Here is a 24,978-nt window from a genome sequence, read left to right on the forward strand (position 1 = left end):
GGAAGCGCTGGATACGAGCACGATGCGACGGGTGAAGTGAAGCGCGCCGGGGGTGTTGTTCGTTATTGATGTAAGTCAAACAATGAGGAAAAAAGCGATACAAAAAGATTGACCGCGTGACGTTCAGTTTGTATCGTGAACGCAAGTCGTAGGGGCCGTGGCGTCGGTATCGGCAGGCGACTCAGATCCGGTTAGCGAGGTGGACGATGCGGCACGGTGCGATTTCGATGGCAGATGCTCACGGGATTTACGGCGTGGATCGCTGGAGCGACGGCGCAGCGGTTCGCGCCGAGGATTCGGTGGCCGAGGAAGTGCCGGTCGCGCTGGTGTACAACGGCTTCTCGCATGCCGTGATGATGGCCACGCCGCAGGACCTCGAGGACTTCGCGCTCGGGTTCAGCCTGAGCGAGGGCATCGCCGGCGACGCCCGCGAGATCCTCGACATCGAGGTCCTCGAGCACGCTCATGGCACGGAAGTGCAGATGCAGCTGGCGGGCGAGCGCTTCGCCCAGCTGCGCGCCCGCCGCCGCGCGATGACGGGGCGCACCGGCTGCGGCATCTGCGGCGTCGAGAGCCTCGATCAGCTCGCCTGTCGGCCGATCGCGAAGGTCGGGGCGACCGGCATGCTCGATGTGGGCGCCCTGCAGCGCGCCCAGGCCGAGCTGCAGTCGCGCCAGCAACTGTTCGAGCTGACCGGCGCAGTGCATGCGGCTGCGTGGTGCGGCTTCGACGGCCGTGTCGAACTGGTGCGCGAGGACGTCGGCCGGCACAACGCGCTCGACAAGCTCATCGGCGCCATTGCCGGCGAACGCCGCTCCTTCGCCGACGGTTTCCTCTTCATGACCAGTCGCGCGAGCTACGAGATCGTGCAGAAGTCCGCGGCGGTCGGCATCGCGGTGGTGGCGGCCGTGTCGGCACCGACCGGCATGGCGGTCCGTGTCGCGCAATCCGCGGGCCTCACGCTGATCGGTTTCGCGCGCGGCGAGCGCCACAGCATCTACTCGCATCCCGAGCGGGTTCACTAAAAAAGCAAACGGGGGAGACATGCCCACAACCACCAATCCGCAGTCGGTGCGAAAGGTCCCGAGCTACTGCTACAACTGCGTGGCAGGACCGGACTTCATGAACGTGAAGGTCGTCGACGGCGTCGCGACCGAAATCGAGCCGAACTTCGCCGCCGAAGACATCCACCCGGCGCGCGGCCGGGTGTGCGTGAAGGCTTACGGCCTGGTGCAGAAGACCTACAACCCGCATCGCGTGCTGCAGCCGATGAAGCGCACCAACCCGAAGAAGGGGCGCAACGAGGATCCGGGCTTCGTGCCGATCTCGTGGGACGAAGCACTGGACCTGGTCAGCGCCAAGCTGACGTCGGTGCGTGCGAAGGGGCTGGTCGATGATTCCGGCCTGCCGCGCGTCGCCGCGACCTTCGGGCATGGTGGCACGCCCGGCATGTACATGGGTTCGCTGCCGGCCTTCCTCGCCGCGTGGGGTCCGATCGACTACAGCTTCGGCTCGGGTCAGGGCGTCAAGTGCGTGCATTCCGAGCACCTGTACGGCGAATTCTGGCACCGCGGTTTCACCGTCGCGGCCGATACGCCGCTCGCGCGCTACGTGATTTCGATCGGGTCCAACGTCGAAGCCTCGGGCGGACCCTGTGCGGTGACGCGCCATGCCGACGCCCGCGTGCGCGGCTACAAGCGCGTGCAGGTCGAGCCGCACCTGTCGGTGACGGGCGCCTGTTCGGCGGAGTGGGTGCCGATCCGCCCCAAGACCGACCCGGCCTTCATGTTCGCGCTGATCCATGTGCTGGTATGCGAGCAGGGGCTGGACAAGCTCGACGTGGCCTTCCTGCGCGACCGCAGCTCGTCGCCGTACTTGGTCGGGCCGGACGGCCTCTACCTGCGCGACGCCGCTTCAGGAAAGCCGCTGCTGTGGGACGAACGCAGCGGCCGTGCAGTGCCGTTCGACACCGAAGGCGCGGTGCCTGCGGTGGCGGGACGCTTCCGTGTCGAAGGGGCGATCAGCATCGACGCCGACGACGCACGCCAGCAGTTCGACGTGGCCGAGGGCGTGACGGCCTACACCAAGCTCGTCGAGCACATGGAGAAATACACGCCGGAGTGGGCGGCGTCGATCTGCGACGTGCCCGCGGCGACGATCCGCCGCATCGCTCAGGAATACCTGGAAAACGCCTCGATCGGCGAGACCATCGAGATCGACGGCCAGACCCTGCCGCTGCGCCCGGTCGCGGTGACGCTGGGCAAGTCGGTGAACAACGGCTGGGGCGCCTTTGAGTGCTGCTGGGCGCGCACGCTGCTCGCGACGCTGGTCGGGGCGCTGGAGAACCCGGGTGGCACGCTGGGCACGACGGTACGGCTGAATCGCCCGCACGACAACCGTCTGCTGAGCGTGAAGGCAGGCGAAGATGGCTTCATGGCGCAGTACTTCAACCCGACGGACAAGGAGCACTGGGTCGCGAAGCCCACCGGGCGCAACATCCATCGCACGCTCGTGCCGATCGTCGGCAACACCGCGTGGAGCCAGGCGCTGGGGCCGACGCAGCTGGCGTGGATGTTCCAGCGGGAGGTGCCGGAAGACTGGAACATGCCCATGCCGACGCTGCCCGACGTGTGGTTCATCTACCGCACCAATCCGGCGATCTCGTTCTGGGACACGCGCACGCTGGTCGAGGAGATCGCGAAGTTCCCCTTCACGGTGTCCTTCGCCTACACGCTGGACGAGACGAACTGGATGGCGGACCTGCTGCTGCCCGAGGCGACCGACCTCGAATCGCTGCAGATGATCAAGGTCGGCGGCACGAAGTTCGTCGAGCAGTTCTGGGAGCACCGCGGCGTGGTGCTGCGTCAGCCGGCGGTCGAGCCGCAGGGCGATACGCGCGACTTCACGTGGATCAGCACCCAGCTCGCGAAGCGCACGGGGCTGCTGGAACAGTACAACAACGCGTTGAACCGCGGTGCCGGGGGCGGCGCGCCGCTGAAGGCGGATGGCTACGACTACAGCCTCGACGCGAGCAAGGAGCACGGTGTCGAGGAGATCTGGGACGCCGTATGCCGCGCGTCGAGCGCCAGCCTTTCGGAAGGGCGCGAGGTGCACGACCTCGAGTGGTTCAAGGAACACGGCTTCTACACCGTGCCGATGTCCAAGACCGAGTGGTACCTGAGCCCGACGCTGGCACAGCAGGGGCTGCGTTACGAGATGCCTTACCAGGAGCGTCTGCTGCGCATCGGCCGCGAGCTCGGCAATCGCCTGCACGAGCACGAGATGCACTGGTGGGACGAACAGCTTTCCGAATACGCCGCGCTGCCCGAATGGCACGATGTGCCGGGCCGCTGGGCGCAACAGATCAGGAACGCCGGCGGCAAGCCCGAGGACTTCCCGCTGTGGCTGCTCGCGACCAAGAGCATGCAGTACCACACAGGCGGCAACGCGAGCATCGCGTTGATGCGCGAGGTTGCGCAGAACGTGCGCGGTCACACCGGCGTGATCATGAACGCGAAAACCGCGAAGAGCCTCGGCATCAGCGACGGCGACCGCATCGAGGTGCGCTCTCACATCGGCGCGACCTACGGCGACGCCGTGCTGGCGCAGGGCGTGCGACCCGACACGCTAGTGATCCTCGGCCAGTTCGACCACTGGGCGACGCCGCTCGCCAAGGACTTCGGCATGCCCAGCCTGAACACGATTGCACCCATGTCGATGGAACTGACCGATGCAACCGGCTCTGGCTCCGACATCGTGCGGGTGGCGGTGCGCAAGGTCGCGCGCGAGGAGACCGCACAATGACCCGCTACGCGATGACCATCGACCTGCGCCGCTGCGTGGGTTGCCAGACCTGTACCGCCGCTTGCAAGAACGCCAACGCAACGCCGCCGGGTGTGCAGTGGCGGCGGGTGCTGGATCTCGAGACGGGCGAATTCCCGGACGTGCGCCGCAGCTTCGTGCCGGTCGCGTGCATGCACTGCGACGAACCTCCGTGTGAGGAAGTGTGCCCGACCAAGGCGACGACCAAGCGGCCCGACGGCCTGGTCGCCATCGACTACGACACCTGTATCGGCTGTGCGAACTGCGTGATGGCTTGTCCCTACGAGGCGCGCTCCATCGTGCATGAGGCGAAGTTCGCCTACGGCGACAAGCCGATCAAGTCGGAAGAGGTGCGCTTCGACCCGTCGCGCATCTCGGTGTCGATGAAATGCACCTTCTGCATCGACCGTATCGACCTCGCGGCAAAGACCGGACAGGTGCCGGGACGCGATCCGGACGTTACGCCGGCCTGCGTCAATTCCTGCATCTCCGGCGCGATGGCTTTCGGCGACCTCGACGACCCCAACAGCAAGGTCAGCCGCCTGATCGCCGAGAACAAGACTTTCCGCATGCACGAGGAGCTCGGCACCGGGCCGGGCGTGTATTACATCTGGGACAAGGGGTAAGCGGGGATGAAGACTCCGAAGATCCGGGCGGGCGAGCGCGTCGCGCCGCGGCAGCAGCACAACTGGGACTGGCGTGCGGCATCGAACTTCATCGCCGGTGGGGCGGGAGGCGGATTGCTCGCCTTCGCGGCCTTCGCCAGCCTGTGGGGCACGGACGTGCGCGCGCTGCTCGTCGCCGGCATGGCACTGATCGGCGCGGGGCTCACCTGCGTGTGGTTCGAGATCGGCAAACCGTGGCGCGCACTGAACGTGTATCGCCACGCGACGACCTCGTGGATGACGCGCGAGGCGGCGGTCGCACCCTTCGTGTTCGGCTGCGGCGTGCTGGCACTGCTGACGGGGCAGCTGCTCTTCGTACTGCTGACCGGCGTGTTCGGTGCCTGCTTCGTGTATGCGCAGGCACGTATCCTGGCCGCGGACAAGGGTATCCCCGCCTGGCGCCATCCGCGCTGCCTCCCTCTGGTTGCCGCGACCGGATTTGCCGAAGGCGCGAGCCTGCTGGCGGTGGCAGCACCCTTCGTGATTCCGCAGGTTGCGGGGCAGATCGCCGTGGCAGTCTGTGCGCTGGTGCTGCTCCTCGTGCGCGTCTTGCTGTGGCGCAATTATCTGCGCGGGTTGCGCACCGACGGCGCCCCAATCGGCAGCCTGCGTGCGCTCTCGGCGATCGACGGGCAATTCCTGAAGTACGGCAACCTGCTGCCGGCCGCGCTGCTGCTGGTCGGCGTGCTCGGCGCGCCGCTTGCCGGGGCCGCGCTGGTGCTGGCCGGCCTCGCGGCGGTGGCAGGCGGGTGGTGGGTGAAATACACGCTCGTGCGGCGGGCAGCCTTCACGCAGGGCTTTGCCTTGCCGCATCTGCCGGTGCGGGGGCGCGGCACCTCGGGTGCGGGCGTGAAACCAGGCTGGGGTGGCGTCTAGACGAGGGGAGTAGCGCGTGAAATTGAAGCGGACAAGGTCGTCGTGACCCCGTGGGAGCGGCTATGTGGGAGCGGCTATGTGGGAGCGGCTTCAGCCGCGAATTGGCGGTACCGCACGCTGCACGGCCCATTCGCGGCTGAAGCCGCTCCCACAGACAGTTGCTCCCACATGACGCTTCTGCACAAGGTTCGCGGTACTGACTAATTACAACTTGGGGCCATCGAGCCCCGTCCCTGCACTGCAGGAGGAGACGAGATGTACGAAGTACGCTTCCATGGCCGGGGCGGCCAGGGTTCAGTGATGGCGTCGGGCATGCTTGCCGCGGCGATGGTCGAGGAGGGCAAGTACGCCGTTTCGATCCCGTCCTTCGGGTTCGAGCGCCGCGGCGCGCCGGTGGTGTCCTTCCTGCGCATGAGCGATCGCGAGATACGCCAGCTCACCAACATCTACCAGCCCGACTGCATCGTGTGTGTCGATCCGACGCTCACCAAATCCGTCGATATCTTCGCCGGCATGAAGGCGGGCGGCACGCTGGTGCAGGCGACGCACCATCCGCTGTCCGAGCTCGCGCTTCCCGACTGCGTTTCGACCGTCGGCCTGCTCGACGCGGTGAAGATCGCGCTCGAGATCTTCAAACGCCCGATCACCAACACGCTGATGCTCGGCGCCTTCGCGAAGACCACCGGCGTCGTGTCGCTCGAATCGCTGAAGCGCGCGCTCGAAGATTCCGAGTTCCGCGACGCGGGGCTCGCGCAGAACATGACGGCACTGGAGCGCGGCTATGCCGAGGTGGCCGTGCATCACATCGAAAGGAGGGCCGCGGCATGAGCCGGCACCAAAGCTACCCGCTGTTCAACCTCGAACAGGCCGGCGTCCCGGACGACCTCTGTCCGGTCGCGACGGTCGTCAGCCCCATGCTGCCCGGCGACTGGCGCAGCATGCGGCCGGTGGTCGATCGCGACAAATGCGTGAAATGCGCGGTGTGCTGGCTGTACTGCCCTGTGCAGTGCGTCGAGGAGCACGCCGCCTGGTTCGACTTCAACCTCAAGACCTGCAAGGGCTGCGGCATCTGTGCCAACGAGTGCCCGCAGCGGGCGATCACGATGATCGGGGAGGTGCAATGAGCACCGCGACGCTGGAAAAGGCAGTGGCGGCCGAAGCGCCGCGCAAGCAGAAGGTGATCCTCGCCGAAGGTAACGAGGCCGCCGCGCTCGGCGTCGCGCTCGCGCGGCCAGATATGGTGTCGGTGTATCCGATCACGCCGCAATCCTCGCTCGTCGAGCACGTCGCCAAGCTGATCGCCGACGGCCGCATGGATGCCGACATCGTCGACGCCGAAGGCGAGCACTCGGTACTGTCCGTGCTGCAGGGCGGGGCGCTTGCCGGCGCGCGCACCTACACGGCGACCTGCGGCCCCGGCCTCGCCTTCATGTTCGAACCGTATTTCCGCACCTCCGGCATGCGCCTGCCCATCGTGCTGACCATCGTCACGCGCGACGGCATCACGCCGCAGTCGGTGTGGGGCGGCCATCAGGACGCGATGACCGTGCGCGAGGCGGGCTGGATCCAGGTGTATTGCGAGAGCGTGCAGGAGGTGCTCGACACGACGGTCATGGCCTTCAAGATCGCCGAGCACCACGACGTGATGCTGCCGGTGAACGTGTGCCTCGACGGCAACTACCTCTCTTACGGCGCCTCGCGCGTCGAGCTGCCGGACCAGGCCGACGTCGATGAATTCATGGGCGAGAAGAACGTTAACTGGCACGTCGCGCTCGATCCGCTGCGCCCGATGGCGGTCGATCCGCTCACCGGTGGCACCACCGGAAAGGGCCCACAGACCTTCGTGCGCTACCGCAAGGGCCAGTGCCGCGGCATGCAGAACGCGCTCTCCGTAATCGAGGAGGTGCATGCGGACTGGGCCAAGCGCATAGGCCGCAGCTTCGCGCCGCTGGTCGAGGAGTACCGGCTCGACGACGCCGAGTTCGCGATCATGACGCTGGGCAGCATGACCGGCGCCGCAAAGGACGCCGTTGACGAGGCGCGCGAGGCGGGCAAGAAGATCGGCCTCATCAAGATCAAGACCTTCAGCCCCTTCCCCGTGGAGGCGCTGAAGAAGGCGCTGGGCAAGGTCAAGGCCCTGGGCGTCATCGACCGCTCGGTGGGTTTCCGCTGGAACTGCGGGCCGATGTACCAGGAGACGCTGGGCGTGCTGTACCGCCTCGGCCGCCACATCCCGTCGATCAGCTACATCGGCGGGCTGGCCGGTGCGGACATCACGATCCCGCACGTGCATCGCGTGATCGACGAGACCGAGGCGCTGCTCAATGGCGCCGTCGCGCCTACCGAGCCGGTCTGGCTCAACGAGAAGGATTAAGCCATGGCACGAACCGTAGGGCGGGAGCAGCGCAGCGAATCCCGCCAATCCAGCGGCAAGAACACGGCGGGATGCGCGTTGCTCCTCCCGCCCTACGCAACCCGCCGTGCCAACCGAGATTGAGGCCAGCATGGACCGAGCCATCGAACACACCAAATACCTGATCGCCGGCAGCAGCCACGCTGCGCTCGAGGCGATCAACGCGATCCGCATGCATGACGCGGAAGGGCCGATCACCGTCGTCACGCGCGATGCGCACCTGCCGTACTCGCCGACCGTGCTGCCCTACGTCGTGTCGGGCAAGTCGGCGCCCGAGCGCATCTTCCTGCGCGATGACGACTTCTTCGCGCGCAACAAGGTCGCCTACCGTCCGAAAGCCGCGCTGAAGGCGCTGCACGCCGATCGCAACACGGCCGAGCTCGCCGACGGCTCCAGCGTGGTCTACGAAAAGCTGCTGCTCGCGACCGGCGCCTCGCCTGCGATTCCGCCGATCCCCGGCATCGACACCGTCTCCTACCACGTGCTGCGCACCTTGGACGACGCGTTGAAGTTGCGCGGCGCGATCGCCGAGTCGAAGCAGGCCGTCGTCCTCGGCGCCGGCCTCGTCGGCATGCACGCCGCCGAGAATCTGGTGAAGGCGGGCGCCAGCGTCACCATCGTCGAGATGAGCGAACAGCTCACCTCCGGCTACTTCGACAAGGTCGCTGCGGACATGATCGAGCAGGCCTTCCGCGACGCCGGCGCGAAGATCATGACCGGCAGCCGCGTCGTGCGCCTGGAGCCGACTGCCGCCGGCGCGAAGCTGACGTTGGAGAACGGCACGACGCTCGAAGCCGACCTGCTGCTCGTCGCGACCGGCGTGAAGCCCGAGATGGACTATCTCAACGGCAGCGGCGTCGAGCACGCGCAGGGCATTCTCGTCGATGACCGCATGCAGACCACCGCGGAGAACGTCTGGGCCGCGGGCGACTGCGCCCAGGCGCGCGGCTTCTTCACCGGCACGAAAGTGATGAACGCGATCCTGCCCGACGCGACGATCCAGGGCCGCGTCGCCGGCATGGCGATGGCGGGTGACCCGGGCGTCAAGGACTACGCCGGCGGCGTGCCGCTCAACACCTACCACTTCTTCGGCCGCCACGCGATCTCGGTCGGGTCGAGCACGGTGCCGGAAGGCGGCGAGGTCGTCACGCGCTTCGACGAGAAGACCGGCCGCTACCTGAAGGCGATCTTCGCCGCCGACGGGCGCCTCACCGGCATCTTCGGCGTGAATGAATTCTTCGACGGCGGCGTCATGGCGCAACTGATCCTGCGCCGCACCGACCTCACGCCGCTGCGCAGCCGCTTCGTTGCGAATCCGCTCGCAGTTGGCCGCGAAATCATGTCGCAGACCTGGCGCTAAGGAGCCATCAATGGGACGAGCTTACAGCACCATCGCCTTCGACCCCGCCAAGTGCGACGGTTGCGGCGATTGCATGACGGCCTGCGCGCAGGCCAAGACCGGCACGGACGACATCGCGCGTTCGCGCATCCAGATCTACGGCAGGGAGGGCGCCGCTGACAAGACCTTCGAACTCGCGCTGTGCCGCCAGTGCGCGGACCCCAAGTGCGTGACCGTCTGCCCGGCCGGCGCGCTGAACAAGGACGGTACGAGCGGCGTGATCGGCTGGGATGCCACGAAATGCGTCGATTGCCTATTGTGCACGGTGGGCTGCGCCTACGCCGGCATCGCGCTGGACGAAGCGACGGGTCACGTCGCCAAGTGCGACACCTGCGACGGCAACCCGGCCTGTGTGCCGGCCTGTCCGCACGGCGCGCTCAAGCACATCACCACCGCCAACATCTACAACGAGGTCGGCGACTGGGAAGACCTCTTCGCGCCGGGCCTCGCCGGCTGCCAGGGCTGCAACACCGAACTGCTGATGCGCCACACGCTGCGCCGCGTCGGCCCCGACACCGTGCTCGCGACGCCGCCGGGCTGCGTGCCGGGCATGGGCTCGGTGGGTTTCAACGGCACCACCGGCACCAAGGTCCCCGTCTTCCACCCCCTCCTCACCAACACAGCCGCGATGCTCGCCGGCATCAAGCGCCAGTACAAGCGTGTCGGCCGCGACGTGCAGGCGCTCGCGATCGCGGGCGACGGCGGCGCGTCGGACGTCGGCTTCCAGTCGCTTTCCGGTGCCGCCGAACGCGGCGAGCAGATGCTCTTCATGGTCGTCGACAACGAGGGCTACATGAACACCGGCATGCAGCGCTCGAGCTGCACGCCCTACGGCGCCTGGACCTCGACCACGCCGGTGGGCGAGACCTCGCGCGGCAAGACGCAGGACGCCAAGAATCTGCCGCTGATCATGGTGAACCACCGCTGCGCCTACGTCGCGACGGCCTCCACCGCGTACATGGAAGACCTTTACGACAAGCTCGACAAGGCCATCGCCGCCTCCAAGAACGGTTTCGCCTATCTGCACGTGTATTCGCCCTGCACGACCGGCTGGCGCTTCCCGTCGAACCTCAACATGGAAGTTGCGCGCAAGGCCGTTGAGACCAACTTCGTGATGCTGTGGGAATACACGCCGCAGGACGGCCTGCACTTCACGAAACCGGTGGATGACCCGCTGCCGGTCACGGACTACCTCAAGGCGATGGGGCGATTCCGACACCTCACGCCGGAGCAGGTCGAGCACATCCAGAAGAAGGTCGTAGAAAACCAGAAATTCGTTGAACGCATGACGGAGCACGCACATGTCGGCTAGGGATGGTTTTGCAGTACCGAAAGGGGCAGCACGGGACACACTGGATCCGATCGAGACCGCGAGCCGCGACGAACTCGCCGCGCTGCAGCTCGAACGGCTCAAATGGAGCCTGCAGCACGCCTACGACAACGTCGCGCACTACCGCCAGGCATTCGACGAGGCCGGCGTGCATCCGGCTGACCTGAAGCAGCTCTCGGATCTGTCGAAGTTCCCCTTCACGACGAAGAAAGAGCTGCGCGACAACTACCCCTACGGCCTTTTCGCGGTGCCGATGCGCGACATCGTGCGCGTGCACGCCTCGTCCGGCACTACCGGCCAGCCCACCGTCGTCGGCTACACGAAGAAGGACATCGCGATGTGGGGCACCGTGATGGCGCGCTCCCTGCGCGCAGCCGGCGGCACACCCGAAGACATCATCCTCAACTCGTACGGCTACGGCCTCTTCACCGGCGGTCTCGGCGCCCACTACGGCGGCGAAGCGCTCGGCGCGACCGTGATCCCGATGGGCGGCGGCAATACCGAGAAGCAGATCCAGCTGATCCGCGAGTTCAAGCCGACCATGATGATGGCGACCCCGTCCTACATGCTCACGGTCGCCGACGGCCTGCAGGAAATGGGCATCGACCCCGCCTCGACGACCCTGCGCGTGGGCGTCTTCGGCGCCGAACCCTGGACCAACGAGATGCGCCGCGAGATCGAGACGCGGCTGGGCATCGATGCGATCGACATCTACGGCCTGTCCGAGGTGATCGGCCCGGGCGTCGCGTGCGAGTGCATCGAGACCAAGGATGGCCCGCACATCTGGGAAGACCACTTCTATCCGGAGATCATCGACCCTGTCACCGGCGAAGTCCTGCCCGACGGCACGCCGGGCGAGCTCGTGTTCACGTCGCTGACGAAGGAGGCGCTGCCCATCGTGCGCTACCGCACGCGCGATCTCACCGTGCTGCTGCCCGGCACCGCGCGCACGATGCGCCGCATCGGCAAGATCACCGGCCGCAGCGACGACATGCTGATCATCCGCGGCGTGAACGTCTTTCCGACGCAGATCGAGGAAATCTTGCTGCGCCACGACAGCCTGTGCGGCCACTACCAGCTGCAGATCACGCGTCCGGGCCATATGGACGAGCTCACCGTGCTCGCCGAAATCCGTCACGACCTCTCCGACTCGGTCAATGAGGCACAACGCTCGAAGATCGCCGCCGAAGTCCGGCACGAGATCAAGAGCCGCGTGGGTGTCAGCGCGGACGTCCAGATCGTCGAGACCGGCCGCATCGAGCGCACCCAGGTCGGTAAGGCCAAGCGCGTGATCGACAAGCGGCCGAAGGAGTGATGCAGGGGTTTTGAGGCCAAGGGTCAGAAAACAAACAACGGCCACACCAGAAGTGGCACGGATGGAGACACACCAGTGAATGATCGGACCACCATCAGTCCCGGCGACGCGCTGAACGCAGCCACCGGCGATCTGTTCAAACAGGCAGCATCCGAAGGGCGCGACGCCCTCAACGCCGACGAGCTGCAGCGCTTCGTCGCGAGCTTCGGCGCAGCGCTCGCCGAAGGCGTTCCCGGCGGTGTCGACCTGCGCATCGCCCTCGAAAATACCCGCGAGTTCGGCGTGCTCCTCACGGCCGGGCAGGGCGGCCTCGACGGCGCCCTCGACCGCGCCAACTTCCGCAAGGACCGCGCCGCCGTCTCCGCGTCCGTCGAACTCACCGACGCGGCCGACTTCCTGCGTCTCTTCCGCCGCACCGTCGCCTACCAGAAGATGGCCGCGCTCGCGCAGCGCGACGGCCGCCGCGCCCCGGACCCCGTGCTCGAATTCTGCTTCGGCCTGATGCTGGGGCTCGGCCGCGAGTTTTCCGTGCAGAACCCCGAGGCCCTGTTCGTCATCCAGCGCATCGAACTCGACCAGGTGCAGTTCGCGAAGAAGCCGACCGTCGGCTCAGCGCGTGTCGAATTCGGCAAGCCCGTCGCCGGCCGCCTGCCGCGTCCCGTGCACAAGATCGACAAGCTCATCCATCCCCAGTCGATCGGCATCGTCGGCGTGTCCGCGAGCGGCATGAACTTCGGCCGCATCATCCTCAAGAACCTGATGGGCAGCGGCTACGCGAAAGAGAAGCTGACCATCATCCGCCCCGGCGAGACCGAGATCGACGGCGTGAGCTGCGTCGAGAGCCTGCGCGTGCTGCCCGCGAAGCTCGATCTCCTGATCGTCGCGGTACCCAACGACGCGGTATACGAACTCGTCGACGAGATCATCGCGACCGACGCCGTCGAATCCGTGATGCTGATCCCCGGCGGCCTCGGCGAAACGGCGAAGAGCCGCGAACCTGCTGCCGCACTGGCGGCGAAGATCAACGCCGCGCACGCCAATCCGGGTGGCGGGCCGGTTTTCCTTGGCGCCAACTGCCTCGGCGTCGTCTCGCATCCGGGCGGCTACGACTCCTGGTTCATCCCGCTCGAACGCCTGCCCAAGCCGCAGAAGAAGGCGCAGCGCAACTCGGTGATGCTCAGCCAGTCCGGCGCCTTCATGATCACGCGCATCTCGCAGAACCCCTGGCTCGACCCCGCCTACATGCTCGCGCTCGGCAACCAGACCGACCTCACGCACGGCGACATGCTGGGCTTCTTCGCCGAACGCGAAGGCATCGACACGCTGGGCATCTACATCGAAGGCTTCAAGGACGGCGACGGCCTCGACTTCGCGAGGGCGGTGCGCAAGGCGGTTCTGAACGGCAAGCAGGTCGTCGTCTACAAGTCGGGCAGGACCGAAGCCGGCGCGGGCGGCGTCATGGGCCACACCGCGTCGATCGCCGGCGACCCTGTGCTCTTCGAAGCCGTGCTGCGCCAGGCCGGCGCGATCGTCGCCGAAGACTTCAATACCTTCGACGACCTCTTCTACATCGCCGGTGCGCTGCACGGCAAGAAGGTAGGCAAGCGCCTCGGTGCGATCAGCGGCGCGGGTTTCGAGGCGGTCGGCATGGCCGATTCGATCGTGACGGAAACCGGTTCGCTGGAGATGGGTGCGCTCGAAGCCGCGACCGTCGAGCGGGTGCAAACCATCCTCGCCGCCAAGCGCCTCGACGCGCTGGTCGAGGTGCGCAACCCGATCGACATCAACCCGGGCGCCGACGACGGCGTGCACCTGCAGATCACCGAGGCATTCCTCGACGACCCCAACATCGATGCCGTCGTCGTCGGCCTCGACCCGACCGCGCCGTCGATCCGCGGCCTCGAAACCAGCAAGCTGCGCCCCGGCTACGACCTCTCGGACCCGAACGGCACCGTGCATATCTACCCGCCCCTCGCAGCGAAGAGCGACAAGCCGGTCATCGGCATCGTCGACGGCGGCTCGCTCTACGACGCCATGGCCGCAAAGCTGATGGACCAGGGCGTATGCGTGTTCCGCAACTGTGGCCGCGGCACGAGGGCGCTCGCACGCTACGTCGAGGCCCGCGTCGAAGCGGACGCGATCCGCGCACGCGAAAACTAATCCGATTCGCAATGAACCCCGCGCCGGCACGGACCGGCGCCTCACACGAAGGAGACTGAAAGATGAGCGAACTGAAAGCCGGACTGACCTCCACCCGCCGCTACGACATCGACAAGGGCCGCACCATCGGCTTCATGGGCGACGACTGCCGTGTCTACTCGACCCCGGCGCTGCTTTACGACATCGAAGTCGTGTGCCGCGACCTCCTTCTGGAGAACATTGAGGCGGGCAAGGACTCCGTCGGCACGCGCGTCGAGCTCGACCACGTCGGTGCCACCTTGCTGGGCATGTGGGTCGAGATCACGGTGAAGCTGGTTGAAGTAAACGGCCCGGCCGTGACCTTCGAATTCACCGCCCGCGACGCCCTCGAGGAAGTCGCCCGCGGCAAGCACAGCCGCTTCATCGTCGGAGCAGAGAAGACCGCCCAGCGTCTCAAGGCCAAGCTCGAAAAGGCGATGGCCGCAGCCTGATCTGCCGAAACGAAGCGGGCGTCCTTTCGGACGCCCGTCGTCGATCGGCGGGGAACCTGCTCGCGTTCAGGCCGGCCTGTGCCGGCGTCGTCCGAATCCCAGCCCGACAAGCCCGGCGCCGAGAAGCAGCAGCGATGAAGGCTCAGGAACCGCCTGCACCACGATCCCGTCAGTCGTCTCTGCCTCGAGCGGGGCCTTCGTCAGCCTGAACGTGGCGTAGATTTCGTTCGTGTTCGGTTTGCTCCATGTGCATTGGCCGCTGTTTCCTTCGCATAGCCAGACCGCCGGAGACAGGCTGATCTCCATCTCGCCGCCGTCGTCGAGCGCGAGCAGGTAAGACAGGAAGGTTGCAGCGAGGTCGGTGTTCGCCGGGCCGGCGCCCTTGTCCCAGAACGGACCCACAGTGGCCTGCACCGTTGCATCCAGATCCGCGGCGCCGCCACCAGGCGAATCGAACTCGATCAGGGCTGCGAGGGCCAGGTGATCGAGCTCCGATGTGCTGCCGCTGGCGCTGATCGCGTCATCCTCCTCGGCGAGGGTGCCCCAGCCGAAACGAATCGTCTCGAAGTCACCGTCGCCAGTGAGCATGAAGCTCGTGCCTGCAAGGTTCGGATCGATGCTCCAGGCGGCGTTGAGGTACCTATGTCCCTCATCGCAGCTCGCGCTCGTGCAGGCGGCGTCCCAACCTGAGCCCAGGCTCCAGCTGCCGCCGGAAATCTCCACACTGACGGGCGCCGCGCCGACAAATGCCGGTATCGATAGCGCTGCCGCCAGCGTGGTGCGCGCAAGCAGTCGATAAGCAGTCATTGTTCTTCTCCTTCGCGCGATCGCCCCGGGCGGTGGCCGTCCCGCGGTGCAGGCGTTCTCCCTGAAGCAGCACTGCCCCCTCAGGGGCTACTCCCGTCGTTTGAAACACTCTATTCGGGAACGGCACGAGGCAGTCGTGATATCGGCCACGGTTCCTGCAAATTGTTGATCCGTCGGCCATTTGCTGAGGATGTCGCGAGAATCTGGCTCAACGGGCGCGCGCTCCAGTAGACTTCGCCGCATGGAGAGCAAAGGATGAATGACGAAGACTACATGCGTGTCGCACTGGAGCAGGCGCGCGAGGCGGGGAGTTGCGACGAGGTGCCGGTTGGCGCCGTCGTCGTGCTCGATGGCGAGATCGTGGGCCGCGGATTCAATCAGCCCATCGGTCGGCACGATCCGACCGCCCACGCGGAAGTGATGGCCCTGCGTGACGCCGCCGCCCGGCTCGGCAACTACCGGCTTCCGGGTTGCGAGTTGTACGTGACGTTGGAACCCTGCGCGATGTGTAGCGGCGCGATCATGCACTCGCGCATTGCGCGCGTCGTGTTCGGTGCGCGTGACCCGAAGACCGGTGTCGCCGGCAGCGTCATCGACCTCTTCGCCGAATCGCGCCTGAACCATCACGCGACCATATCGGGCGGGGTGCTCGCTGAGGAGTGCGGCGGCCTCCTGTCGAGTTTCTTCGCGGCGCGGCGCGGTCGCACCCTCGTCGCCTGACGCCCATGCGCATCCTGATCGACCTGGCTACCCAGCGCCTGAGCCTCTTCGGCGCCGACGGCGCCTGCATCCGCCGCTACAGCGTCTCGACCGCCCTCAACGGCCCTGGCGAAGTGCAGGACAGCGGCTGCACGCCGCGCGGACGGCACCGCATCCGCGCGAAAATCGGCGCAGGGGCTACAACGGCCGCAGTGTTCCGCGGACGGCGCCCGACGGGTGAAGTGTGGACACCGGAACTCGCCGCGGCCAATCCCGGGCGCGACTGGATCCTCTCTCGCATCCTGTGGCTCAGCGGCTGCGAGCCGGGTCGCAACCGCCTCGGCAAGGTGGATTCGATGCGCCGCTACATCTACATTCACGGCACCCCGGACGATCAGCCGATGGGCGAGGCGCGTTCGCATGGCTGCATCCGCATGCGCAACGACGACGTGATCGAACTGTTCGACCTGGTGCAGGCCGGGACGGAAGTGGATATCGAGGAGACGACGAACGTGGACGCGGCGCCGAGGGTCCGCATTCTCGACTGGGACGACGCTGCAGCGCTCGCGATGCCGCTGCGCGAACGGGTGTTCGTGATGGAGCAGGGCGTGCCCGCCGAGCTCGAGCGCGACGCCAATGACCCGCACTGCCGCCACGTCGTGGCCACGGCTGCGGCCGGCGACGTCGTGGGCACCGGCCGGCTGCTGCCCGACGGGCACATCGGCCGCATGGCCGTCGCGGCTGCATGGCGCAACCGCGGCATCGGCGGACGGATGCTCGAAGCCCTCGTCATTGAAGCCGGCCGTCTCGGATTCCGCGAGGTCGTCCTGAACGCCCAGATCGACGCCGTCGACTTCTATCTGCGGCACGGCTTCAAGCCGGAAGGCGATGTGTTCGTCGAGGCCGGCATCCGCCACCAGACGATGCGCCGCGCCCTGGTGCCGGCAGGCGCCTGACGCTTTCAGCCGGAGACGGCAGTGTTGAAGCGGTGAGTAACTTCGCTCGCGAATTCGCCGCGCTCGTTCCAGGTCCATTCGCGGAACGTCACCTTGCCATCCCGATCCTGCAGGATCAGCGTCGAGCAGCGCGTACCGTAACCCGGCGCGCGGATGAATGCCGGCGACAGCCAGCGCTCCCAGTCCGCGCTCACACCGGTTTCCGGCAGGTGATGATCGGGCGCAGGCTCGTCGTCGCGCAGCAGGCCGAGGAACGCGTCGGCGTCGGGCAGGCGGGCGAGCGCCGCGGTGAAACGTTCGCGCGCCAGCTCCACCTTGGGCCAGGGCGTGTCGAGGACATGGTTCGACAAGCCGTACACGCCGGGCTCGAGCAAGCGCACCGAACCCGTCGTGCTCTCATGGATTCCCAGCAGGCGGCCGTCGCTCACCAGCAGGTTGAAGGCCGCATATTGCGCGCTGACCTCGGCCACTAACCGCAAGCGCTGCTCCGCGTCATCGGTTCCGGTCAGGCAGTCGCGCACCAGCGTGCCGCGCGAGGGTGCGCCCGGACGGTGCCGGGTCGGATCACGGTAGTTCGTCAGCGCGGCGAAGCGGCCGCCGCGGCTGAGGCCCATCCATGTTCCACCGGCTTCCAGATCGCGCCCCGCAAGCAGCTCGGGCGCGTCGGTCCACCAGTGCGCCGGAACCGCCGGACGGGCTAGAAACTCGTCGCGATTGGCGGCGACGACCAGCGGGTAGTCCGGATGGGCGTGCCAGCCGACGACGATCAGGCACATTCGACGAAGCGTTCCGTGTGACGCGCGGCCCCGGGTTCGACGAGATCCGCGACCTGGTGCGCGTCAGTCTCGATGCGCAGGGCCGCCTCGAACGCCTCCGGATCGGCCACGCCCTCGTACACTTCCATCCACGTCACTGCGTCGTCGCGCCGCTCCAGCAGGCGTCCCGCGACGCCGGTGCGCCGTTCGAGCGCCGCCTGCATGGCGCGCACGGTCGCCTCCGCGTCCTCGTGCTCGGCATCGGCACGGACGCGGTAATAGACGTAGTAATGCACGCAGGCCACAGGGTCACCGCTCATTTTTCGGGCAGCGCGTAGGGTAGGTCGAGGAACTGCAGCTGCGGTCCCTGCGGGCTGCCCACATGGACCTCCCCGGCTTCGGCGCAGCTGATCTGCATCACCGCCAGCGCCTCGAAGCCCCCCTTGGGCGCGGGCACCACGTTCACCAGCTTGCCGGCCGACTGGTCGCCGAACTCGGGCGTGAACAGGTCGGCGCCCACTGCCGGAGCCGCATCACCGGACACATGCACGTGATACATGCGCTTCTTCAGTTTGCCGAGGTACTGCGTGCGGGCGACGATCTCCTGCCCCGGATAGCAGCCCTTGTTGAAACTCACCCCGCCGATCACCTCGAAATTGAGCATCTGGGCGACGAATTCCTCCTGCGTTGCCGCCGTAATCAGCGGCAGGCCGGCACGGATCATCGCAAGCTGCCAGGCCGCCGTACCGGCCTTTGTCGCGCCGCCCGCCGCCAGCTTCCGGAACACTTCGGGCGCTTCGGCAGTCGGCACCGCAACGACCAGGTTGCGCAGGTCGAGCCGGATGCAGCGCACTTCCCCCGCCACCGCCTGCGTCATCGGCGCGACCGGCGCGGCAATCCCGGCACTCGCGAGCGCGGCGTCCGCAGCAGCCCCGCTTACCCCGATCAGCACCGTGTCCGGCGTCGCGTCCGCAAGCTTCACCTTGCTGCGCAGCACATACATGGACAGCTTCTTCTGCAGCATCGGCTGGACGTCGGCCGAGGCTGCGATCATCTGGCCGGAGTCGTCGCTCCACAACAGCAGGCTCGCAAGCATGCGGCCCTTCGGCGTATTGAAGCTCGACCACTGCGCAGACTGCGGACCGAGCTTCTTGACGTCGTTCGACAGCAGGTTGTGCAGGAAGGTGACCGAGTCGTCGCCGGCGCAGCGGATCAGGCCGAGGTGCACCAGCGGCACCGCCACGGTGCCGGATTCCACGGCGCGCACTTCCGCTTCCGGAGCATCGAAACGGATGCCGGAGTCTTCCAGCGTGGCGCCTTCGCGTACCAGAAATTCTGTCCAGGTCGTGTTCATGTGCGTTTGTCGGGGCGGTGGAGGGATGTGGAATTGGGATGAAGTATTATAGGGCCCCGCAGACGCAATGGTTGCGGGCCAAACATTCCAGCCAGACCTCTCGCCGCGCGCCGCGCAACGATATCCGCCCTGATGAAGCCCTTCGTTATCCGCCTGCTGATCGCACTCGCGCTCGCCGTCGCGGCCGTATCCGCCGCCGCGTGGTGGTATGCGCAGCGTCCGCTGAAGCTGGCGCAGCCGCTCGTCGATTTCACGGTCCAGCGCGGACACACGATGCGCCAGGCAGCAGCGACGATCGCTGCTGCGGGCGTCGACGTCAATCCGCGGGCGCTGTACTGGATCGCCCGCATCACCGGCAAGGCCGGCCGCATCATGGCGGGCAGCTACGAAGTCCATCAGGGCATCACGCCTTGGCTGCTCATCCTGAAGCTGTCCAGCGGCGACGTCTCGCAGGCCGAAGTCCGCTTCGTCGAAGGCTGGAATTTTCGTCAGGTGCGCGCGGCGCTCGAATCCAACCCCCACCTCCTGCAGGACATCGCCGGTCTCTCCGATGCCGACATCCTGCGCGCCATCGGAGCGACCGAAACGCATCCGGAAGGTCTGTTCTTCCCCGACACCTACCTCTTCGACAAGCAGTCGAGCGCCATTGCGGTGCTGCGCCGCGCCTATTCCGCGATGAAGCAGCGCCTCGCGCAGGCATGGGAGACGCGCGATCCACGGGTTCCGCTTGCGTCGCCCTACGACGCGCTGATCCTCGCGTCCATCGTCGAGAAGGAAACCGGCCGCCCCGAGGATCGCGGGCTGGTCGCCTCCGTCTTCGCCAACCGGCTGCGCATCGGCATGCGCCTGCAGACCGATCCCACGGTGATCTACGGTTATGGCGAGGGCTTCGACGGCCGCCTGAGGAAGTGGCACCTCGAAACCGACCACCTCTACAACACCTACACGCGCGCCGGGCTGCCGCCGACGCCGATCGCGATGCCGGGTGCCGAATCGCTCAATGCAGCGGTACGCCCGGCCCAGACCGAATACCTGTATTTCGTCTCGCGTGGCGACGGGACCAGCGAGTTTTCCTCCAACCTCAACGACCACAACAAAGCGGTCAATCGTTATCAGCGGGGATCGGGAAGTTGAACCAGACGCGCGCCCGCGGGCGCTTCATCACCTTTGAAGGCATAGACGGCGCCGGCAAGAGCAGCCAGATCGCGGCCGTCGTCGCACTCCTCCAGGCACGCGGGCTGACCGTTGACCAGACGCGTGAACCGGGTGGCACGGCCCTCGGCGAGAAACTCCGCGAACTCCTGCTGCACGAGCCCATGCACCTCGAAACCGAGGCGATGCTGATGTTCGCCGCACGTCGCGAACATCTCGCCGCCCGGATCCAACCCGCGCTCGCAACCGGAACCTGGGTCGTGTCCGACCGCTTCACCGACGCCACCTACGCTTACCAGGTCGGCGGGCGCGGACTCGACGCCGCGAAATTCTCCGCCCTCGAGGACTGGGTGCACCCAGGGTTCCAGCCCGACCTGACCCTCGTCTTCGACCTCCCGCCGGAGGTCGCCGCGGCACGCGTCGCCAATACCGGCACCGCGCCGGACCGTTTCGAGCGCGAGCAGCGCGACTTCTTCGAGCGCGTGCGCACGGCCTACCTCGAACGGGCGCGCATGGCCCCCGAGCGTATCCGCGTCATCGCGGCCGATCGCCCGCCCGAACGGATCCGCGCCGAGATCGAGGCGATTGTCGCGGAGCGATTCTTCCGATGATCCACCCCTGGCTGCAGGAGAGCTGGCAGCGACTGGTCGGCCTGGGCGGGCGGCTGCCGCATGCGCTGCTCTTCGTCGGTCCCGAAGGCCTCGGCAAGCGCGAGCTCGCCGATGCGCTCGCGGCACGCCTGCTGTGCGCCGCCCCTGCCGCGGACGGCCACGCCTGCGGCCACTGTGTTCCTTGTCAGCTGCGGCTATCCGGCAATCACCCCGACCTGCTGCCCATCGTCCCCGAAGCCGACGCGGCATCGGAGAGCGAAGCAGGGGAGGGCGGCGACGCTGGCGAAGCCGGTAGCGGCAAGAAGAAATCCTCGCAGATTCGTATCGAGCAGATCCGCGACCTGCAGGAAGCGCTCTCCGTGACTGGGCACCAGAGCAGCCGGCGCGTCATCGTCGTCGATCCGGCCGAGGCGATGAACGCCTTCACCGCCAACGCCTTGCTGAAACTGCTCGAGGAACCGCCGGAGGGCTGCGTGTTCCTGCTCGTGTCGTCGGCCCCGCGCCGCCTGCTGCCCACCATCCGCAGTCGCTGCCAGCAGTGGAGCTTCGCGCGTCCGGCGGCGGACGTCGTCGCGCAATGGCTCGCCGGCCCTGACGCACCGCCCGCGGACCTGCTCGCGCTCACGGGCGGCATGCCGCTTGCAGCCCAGCGCCTTGCGAAGACCGGTTCCGATGCCCTTCTGCGGCGCTTCGTGAAGGACATTGCGGCGCTGCCCGCCGGTGATCCGCTGAAACTTGCCGGCCAGTGGGAAAGCTGGCTCAAGTCCAAGGAAGCGCTCGCGGCCGGCTTCGGCATGCCGCAGCTCGTCGAATGGCTGCAACGCTGGGTCACCGACCTTGCCTCGCTGCGCCTTGGCGGGCGCCTGCGCTTCTTCCCCGGTGAGGATGGCGTCATTGCCGCGCTCGCGCAGCGCACCAGCGTGGCGGCTGTGACGAACTGCTACAATGAACTCGCCCGGATCCGCCGGGTCGCACAGCATCCGCTCAATGCAAGGCTGATGCTCGAAGACATGCTCCTGCGCTATGCGCGCGCCGTGACCGGAACCCGCCGATGAGCGAAGCTCCCAAACAAAGCGTCGCACGCCCCAGCGTGCTGTCGCTGAACATCAACTCGAAGTCCGCGCTCTACGCCGCCTACATGCCCTTCCTGGCCAACGGCGGCATCTTCGTGCCGACGCCGCGCGTGCATGCGCTCGGAGACGAAGTCTTCATGCTTCTGCAGCTCATGGACGACCCGACCAAGCACCCGGTCGCGGCGACCGTCGTGTGGGTCACGCCCCAAGGCGCACAGGGCGGCAAGACCCAGGGCATCGGCGTGCATTTCAGCTCGGACGAGTCCGGCAAGGCCTTGCGCGCACGCATCGAGCAGATCCTTGCCGGTCACCTTGGCTCGAACCGCCCCACCCATACCCTCTGACCCCTCTGACGTTTCATCGATGTTCGTAGATTCACACTGTCATCTGGATTTCCCCGACCTGGCCGAGCGTGAAGAGGCCATCCTCGCGGCGATGGCCCAAAACCGCGTCGGCCACGCGCTGTGCGTCAGCGTCAAGATGGAAGACTTCCCGCGCGTGCTCGCGCTCGCAGAGCGTCACCCCAACCTGTCCGCGTCCGTGGGTGTGCACCCGGACAACGACGGCGTCGAGGAGCCCGATGAAGCCCGCCTGCTGGCGCTTGCCGATCACCCCAAGGTCGTCGCCATCGGCGAGACCGGCCTCGATTACTACTGGCAGAAGGACGCGCCCGAATGGCAGCGCGAACGCTTCCGCACCCATATCCGTGCCGCCCGCCAATGTGGCAAACCGCTGATCGTCCACACGCGCTCCGCTGCCGACGACACCCTGCGCCTGATGCGCGAGGAGGGCGCCGGTGAAGCCGGCGGCGTGATGCACTGCTTCACCGAATCGCGTGAAGTTGCCGAGGCCGCTCTCGATCTCGGCTTCTACATCTCGTTCTCCGGCATCGTCACGTTCAAGAACGCCCGGGAGCTGAAGGCCGTCGCCCAATACGTACCGCTCGACCGCCTGCTCATCGAAACCGACGCCCCATATCTCGCACCGGTCCCACATCGCGGCAAGACCAACGAACCCGCCTGGGTCGTCCACGTCGCCGAAGAGATCGCCCGCCTGCGCAACGAACCGCTCGAGCGCATCGAATCGGCCACCACCGAAAACTTCTTCCGCCTCTTTCGCCATGCCCAAGCCCACTGAATCGATGAAGCGCCTTCTCGTCTCCGCGATCCTCGCCTGCGCGTTCCTCGGTTCGACCGCGCAAGCCGACAGCTACGAAGACGCCCTCAGCTCGGCGCGTCGGGGAGACACGCCGCAACTCATGCAACTCATCAAACGCGGCGTCGATCCGAACACCGTCGACGCGCAAGGCAGCACCCTGCTGATCCTCGCCGCGCGCGAAGGCAACCTCGACACCGTGAAGGAACTGCTCAAGCACCGGCCCAAGGTCTCGCTGCGCAACGCCGCGGGCGATTCGGCCTTGATGCTGGCCGTGCTCAAGGGCGAGACCGCCATCGTCGACGTACTGCTCGAAGCGGGCGCCGAGGTGAACCACGACGGCTGGACGCCGCTGATGTACGCAGCCTTTGAGGGACGTACCGAGATCGTCGATCGGCTTCTCGCGCGCGGCGCCGACGTCGGCGCGCTTGCCCCGAACGGATCCACTTCGCTGATGCTCGCAGCACGCAACGGCCACAGCGACGTAGTCCGCCGTCTGCTGAAGGCCGGAGCCGATCTCGATCAGAAGAACGACACCGGCTTCACTGCCGAAAGCTGGGCGCTGGACAACGGCAACACCGACATCGCCGGCCTGCTGCGCGCCGAACGCAGCCGCCGGCAGGCCGCCGGCGCCCGCTGAACGCGCCTACGGGCGAGGCGGTGCGGAACTGCGTGCCGCTCGTCCGCGCACGACGGCTTGCAGCGCAGGCGCGAAGCGGGCCGCCGTCGCGATCGTCGCCGCGTGGATGGCGACCGTGTCCTCGATGATTCGCGCGTACCCGCCCGCCATCGCGATCGCGACCGGTGTACCGTGCTCCACGCACCACTGCAGAACCATCTCGTCGCGGGCAGCCAGCCCCTCGAAGCTCAGCCCGAGTCGTCCCAGACGATCGTCGCGATACGGATCGGCGCCGGCAAGATAGATCGCCAGATCCGGCTTCATTGCCGCCTGAACCTCCTCCAGGCCACCGCGGAGCGCCGCGAGATAGGTCGCATCCCCCGTCCCGTCCGGGAGCTCGATGTCGAGGGTGGATATCGCCTTGCGGAACGGAAAATTCTTCTCGCCGTGGATACTCAGCGTGAACACATCCGGATCGCCGGACAGGATTGCCGCCGTACCGTCTCCCTGATGCACATCGCAGTCGATTATCGCCACGGTCCGCGCACGGCCCTCCGCCCGCATTGCCAGCGCCGCGATCGCCGCGTCGTTGAACACACAGAATCCCGAGCCGAAATCGCGGTGGGCGTGATGCGTTCCGCCGGCAAGATTCGCCGCGCTGCCTTCGACCAGCGCATGCCTGCAGGCGGCCAGCGTCGCCCCTGCCGAGCGCCGCGAGCGCTCCACCATTTGTAGGGACCACGGAAAACCGATCCTCCGCTGCTCCGCCTGATCGAGGGCTCCATGCGCGACGCGGTCGAGGTAGGCCGCATCGTGCGCCCGCCCGATGTCCGAGTCGCTGGCGGCTGCCGGAACGACGAAGTCGTCCGGTGAAAACCCGCCGCTGCGCATCAGCTGCTCGCGCAGGAGCGAATACTTCTCCATCGGAAAGCGGTGTCCCTCAGGCAGGGGAAGGACGAAGTGGTCGGCATAGAACAGTTTCACAAGACGAATCCTCGACGGGTTTCGAGTTGAGTGCAGCACAAACGGCTGCGACATCTCCCAAATAAAGCATGCCGCAAAAAAGCGCTTGACGGCTTGTTCAAGGTCTATATAATTCGCGCCTCTTCAGCGCTGCAGCGGTTTCGAGGCGGCGGTGGGGGAGCAGGAAAGAGAGGGTGGTGCGGTAGCGGTGTAAAAAATAAATCGCTGCGGTGCTTGACGAAGTGAAGTAAGTTTGCCAGAATCTCTTTCTCGCTGCTTCGGCGGCGGTTCTTTAAAAAATTGGACAACCGATAAGTGTGAGTGCTTGGTTGGCGCGACCGAGACTGCTTCGGCAGTTTTAATGTTGCAAAGATTGAGTGCTCA

The 24,978-nt window shown here is 66.7% G+C and carries 25 protein-coding genes and 1 pseudogene; 21 read left to right on the forward strand and 5 right to left on the reverse strand.

Annotation, left to right across the window (positions count from 1 at the left end):
- Positions 1-227 precede the first annotated feature (227 nt).
- From fdhD to GO615_RS21800, 12 genes are all read left to right on the forward strand, one after another.
- Positions 228-1,025: a formate dehydrogenase accessory sulfurtransferase FdhD gene (gene fdhD / locus GO615_RS21745; protein WP_211167285.1), complete on the forward strand. Its 798-nt coding sequence runs from the start codon at positions 228-230 to the stop codon at positions 1,023-1,025.
- A gap of 19 nt (positions 1,026-1,044) precedes the next feature.
- Positions 1,045-3,804: a molybdopterin-dependent oxidoreductase gene (locus GO615_RS21750; RefSeq protein WP_169131975.1), complete on the forward strand. Its 2,760-nt coding sequence runs from the start codon at positions 1,045-1,047 to the stop codon at positions 3,802-3,804.
- Positions 3,801-4,448, forward strand: coding sequence for a 4Fe-4S dicluster domain-containing protein (locus tag GO615_RS21755; protein ID WP_169131976.1), 648 nt, complete (start codon positions 3,801-3,803; stop codon positions 4,446-4,448). The genes GO615_RS21750 and GO615_RS21755 overlap by 4 nt, the downstream gene beginning before the upstream one ends.
- A gap of 6 nt (positions 4,449-4,454) precedes the next feature.
- A complete protein-coding gene (locus GO615_RS21760; RefSeq protein WP_169131977.1) occupies positions 4,455-5,363 on the forward strand; it encodes a DmsC/YnfH family molybdoenzyme membrane anchor subunit in 909 nt (302 codons plus the stop codon).
- A gap of 255 nt (positions 5,364-5,618) precedes the next feature.
- On the forward strand, positions 5,619-6,191 hold the full coding sequence (gene padE / locus GO615_RS21765) for an NADH-dependent phenylglyoxylate dehydrogenase subunit gamma (protein ID WP_169131978.1): 573 nt from the start codon (positions 5,619-5,621) through the stop codon (positions 6,189-6,191).
- Positions 6,188-6,487, forward strand: coding sequence for an NADH-dependent phenylglyoxylate dehydrogenase subunit delta (padF, locus tag GO615_RS21770; protein ID WP_169131979.1), 300 nt, complete (start codon positions 6,188-6,190; stop codon positions 6,485-6,487). Before padE ends, padF begins: the two co-directional genes overlap by 4 nt.
- Entirely contained in the window at positions 6,484-7,737 is a 1,254-nt protein-coding gene (gene padG, locus GO615_RS21775; protein ID WP_169131980.1) for an NADH-dependent phenylglyoxylate dehydrogenase subunit alpha, read from the forward strand. Before padF ends, padG begins: the two co-directional genes overlap by 4 nt.
- 130 nt (positions 7,738-7,867) lie before the next feature.
- On the forward strand, positions 7,868-9,136 hold the full coding sequence (gene padH / locus GO615_RS21780; RefSeq protein WP_211167286.1) for an NADH-dependent phenylglyoxylate dehydrogenase subunit epsilon: 1,269 nt from the start codon (positions 7,868-7,870) through the stop codon (positions 9,134-9,136).
- Between the two features lie 10 nt (positions 9,137-9,146).
- The gene (gene padI, locus GO615_RS21785; RefSeq protein WP_169131981.1) at positions 9,147-10,487 is read left to right on the forward strand and encodes an NADH-dependent phenylglyoxylate dehydrogenase subunit beta; all 1,341 of its coding nucleotides are present in this window, start codon (positions 9,147-9,149) and stop codon (positions 10,485-10,487) included.
- Positions 10,477-11,820 carry a phenylacetate--CoA ligase PaaK gene (gene paaK / locus GO615_RS21790; protein ID WP_169131982.1) on the forward strand — a complete coding sequence of 448 codons (1,344 nt, stop codon included), beginning with the start codon at positions 10,477-10,479 and terminating at the stop codon, positions 11,818-11,820. Before padI ends, paaK begins: the two co-directional genes overlap by 11 nt.
- Before the next feature lie 75 nt (positions 11,821-11,895).
- Positions 11,896-13,980 carry a CoA-binding protein gene (locus tag GO615_RS21795; RefSeq protein ID WP_169131983.1) on the forward strand — a complete coding sequence of 695 codons (2,085 nt, stop codon included), beginning with the start codon at positions 11,896-11,898 and terminating at the stop codon, positions 13,978-13,980.
- A 62-nt stretch (positions 13,981-14,042) separates the two neighbouring features.
- The gene (locus GO615_RS21800; protein ID WP_169131984.1) at positions 14,043-14,450 is read left to right on the forward strand and encodes a thioesterase family protein; all 408 of its coding nucleotides are present in this window, start codon (positions 14,043-14,045) and stop codon (positions 14,448-14,450) included.
- Between the two features lie 66 nt (positions 14,451-14,516).
- Here the strand turns inward: GO615_RS21800 and GO615_RS28690 are convergent, their stop codons facing one another.
- Positions 14,517-15,257: a PEP-CTERM sorting domain-containing protein gene (locus GO615_RS28690; RefSeq protein WP_211167287.1), complete on the reverse strand. Its 741-nt coding sequence runs from the start codon at positions 15,255-15,257 to the stop codon at positions 14,517-14,519.
- Between the two features lie 255 nt (positions 15,258-15,512).
- On the opposite strand from GO615_RS28690, the gene tadA reads away from it, so the two are divergent.
- From tadA to GO615_RS28695, 3 genes and pseudogenes are all read left to right on the forward strand, one after another.
- On the forward strand, positions 15,513-15,977 hold the full coding sequence (gene tadA, locus GO615_RS21810; protein WP_169131985.1) for a tRNA adenosine(34) deaminase TadA: 465 nt from the start codon (positions 15,513-15,515) through the stop codon (positions 15,975-15,977).
- A gap of 5 nt (positions 15,978-15,982) precedes the next feature.
- Positions 15,983-16,459 (forward strand): annotated as a pseudogene (locus GO615_RS28980) (L,D-transpeptidase family protein); the annotation flags it as partial.
- Between the two features lie 66 nt (positions 16,460-16,525).
- Entirely contained in the window at positions 16,526-16,912 is a 387-nt protein-coding gene (locus GO615_RS28695) for a GNAT family N-acetyltransferase (protein ID WP_246262406.1), read from the forward strand.
- 5 nt (positions 16,913-16,917) lie between these two features.
- Here the strand turns inward: GO615_RS28695 and GO615_RS21820 are convergent, their stop codons facing one another.
- From GO615_RS21820 to ygfZ, 3 genes are read right to left on the reverse strand one after another with little or no spacing between them, the layout of a single operon-like run.
- Positions 16,918-17,688 carry an NRDE family protein gene (locus GO615_RS21820; protein ID WP_169131987.1) on the reverse strand — a complete coding sequence of 257 codons (771 nt, stop codon included), beginning with the start codon at positions 17,686-17,688 and terminating at the stop codon, positions 16,918-16,920.
- A complete protein-coding gene (locus GO615_RS21825; protein WP_169131988.1) occupies positions 17,679-17,987 on the reverse strand; it encodes a DUF4936 family protein in 309 nt (102 codons plus the stop codon). Before GO615_RS21825 ends, GO615_RS21820 begins: the two co-directional genes overlap by 10 nt.
- Positions 17,984-19,021 carry a CAF17-like 4Fe-4S cluster assembly/insertion protein YgfZ gene (gene ygfZ, locus GO615_RS21830; RefSeq protein ID WP_169131989.1) on the reverse strand — a complete coding sequence of 346 codons (1,038 nt, stop codon included), beginning with the start codon at positions 19,019-19,021 and terminating at the stop codon, positions 17,984-17,986. The genes GO615_RS21825 and ygfZ overlap by 4 nt, the downstream gene beginning before the upstream one ends.
- Before the next feature lie 132 nt (positions 19,022-19,153).
- Between ygfZ and mltG the strand changes: the two genes are divergently transcribed.
- The 6 genes from mltG to GO615_RS21860 are packed head-to-tail and all read left to right on the forward strand — an operon-like array spanning position 19,154 to position 23,652.
- The gene (gene mltG, locus GO615_RS21835) at positions 19,154-20,155 is read left to right on the forward strand and encodes an endolytic transglycosylase MltG (protein ID WP_169131990.1); all 1,002 of its coding nucleotides are present in this window, start codon (positions 19,154-19,156) and stop codon (positions 20,153-20,155) included.
- Positions 20,152-20,784 carry a dTMP kinase gene (gene tmk, locus GO615_RS21840; RefSeq protein ID WP_169131991.1) on the forward strand — a complete coding sequence of 211 codons (633 nt, stop codon included), beginning with the start codon at positions 20,152-20,154 and terminating at the stop codon, positions 20,782-20,784. The genes mltG and tmk overlap by 4 nt, the downstream gene beginning before the upstream one ends.
- The gene (gene holB, locus GO615_RS21845) at positions 20,781-21,839 is read left to right on the forward strand and encodes a DNA polymerase III subunit delta' (protein ID WP_169131992.1); all 1,059 of its coding nucleotides are present in this window, start codon (positions 20,781-20,783) and stop codon (positions 21,837-21,839) included. Before tmk ends, holB begins: the two co-directional genes overlap by 4 nt.
- Entirely contained in the window at positions 21,836-22,201 is a 366-nt protein-coding gene (locus tag GO615_RS21850) for a PilZ domain-containing protein (RefSeq protein WP_169131993.1), read from the forward strand. The genes holB and GO615_RS21850 overlap by 4 nt, the downstream gene beginning before the upstream one ends.
- A gap of 19 nt (positions 22,202-22,220) precedes the next feature.
- A complete protein-coding gene (locus tag GO615_RS21855; RefSeq protein WP_169131994.1) occupies positions 22,221-22,994 on the forward strand; it encodes a TatD family hydrolase in 774 nt (257 codons plus the stop codon).
- Positions 22,995-22,998: 4 nt separating this feature from the next.
- Positions 22,999-23,652, forward strand: a complete 654-nt coding sequence (locus GO615_RS21860; protein ID WP_246262403.1) for an ankyrin repeat domain-containing protein — start codon at positions 22,999-23,001, stop codon at positions 23,650-23,652.
- Between the two features lie 6 nt (positions 23,653-23,658).
- On the opposite strand, the gene GO615_RS21865 is transcribed toward GO615_RS21860, so the two are convergent.
- Entirely contained in the window at positions 23,659-24,615 is a 957-nt protein-coding gene (locus GO615_RS21865; RefSeq protein ID WP_169131996.1) for an arginase family protein, read from the reverse strand.
- Positions 24,616-24,978 lie beyond the last annotated feature (363 nt).

Origin of the sequence: Aromatoleum evansii, assembly GCF_012910805.1 — a bacterium.
GTDB lineage: Bacteria > Pseudomonadota > Gammaproteobacteria > Burkholderiales > Rhodocyclaceae > Aromatoleum > Aromatoleum evansii.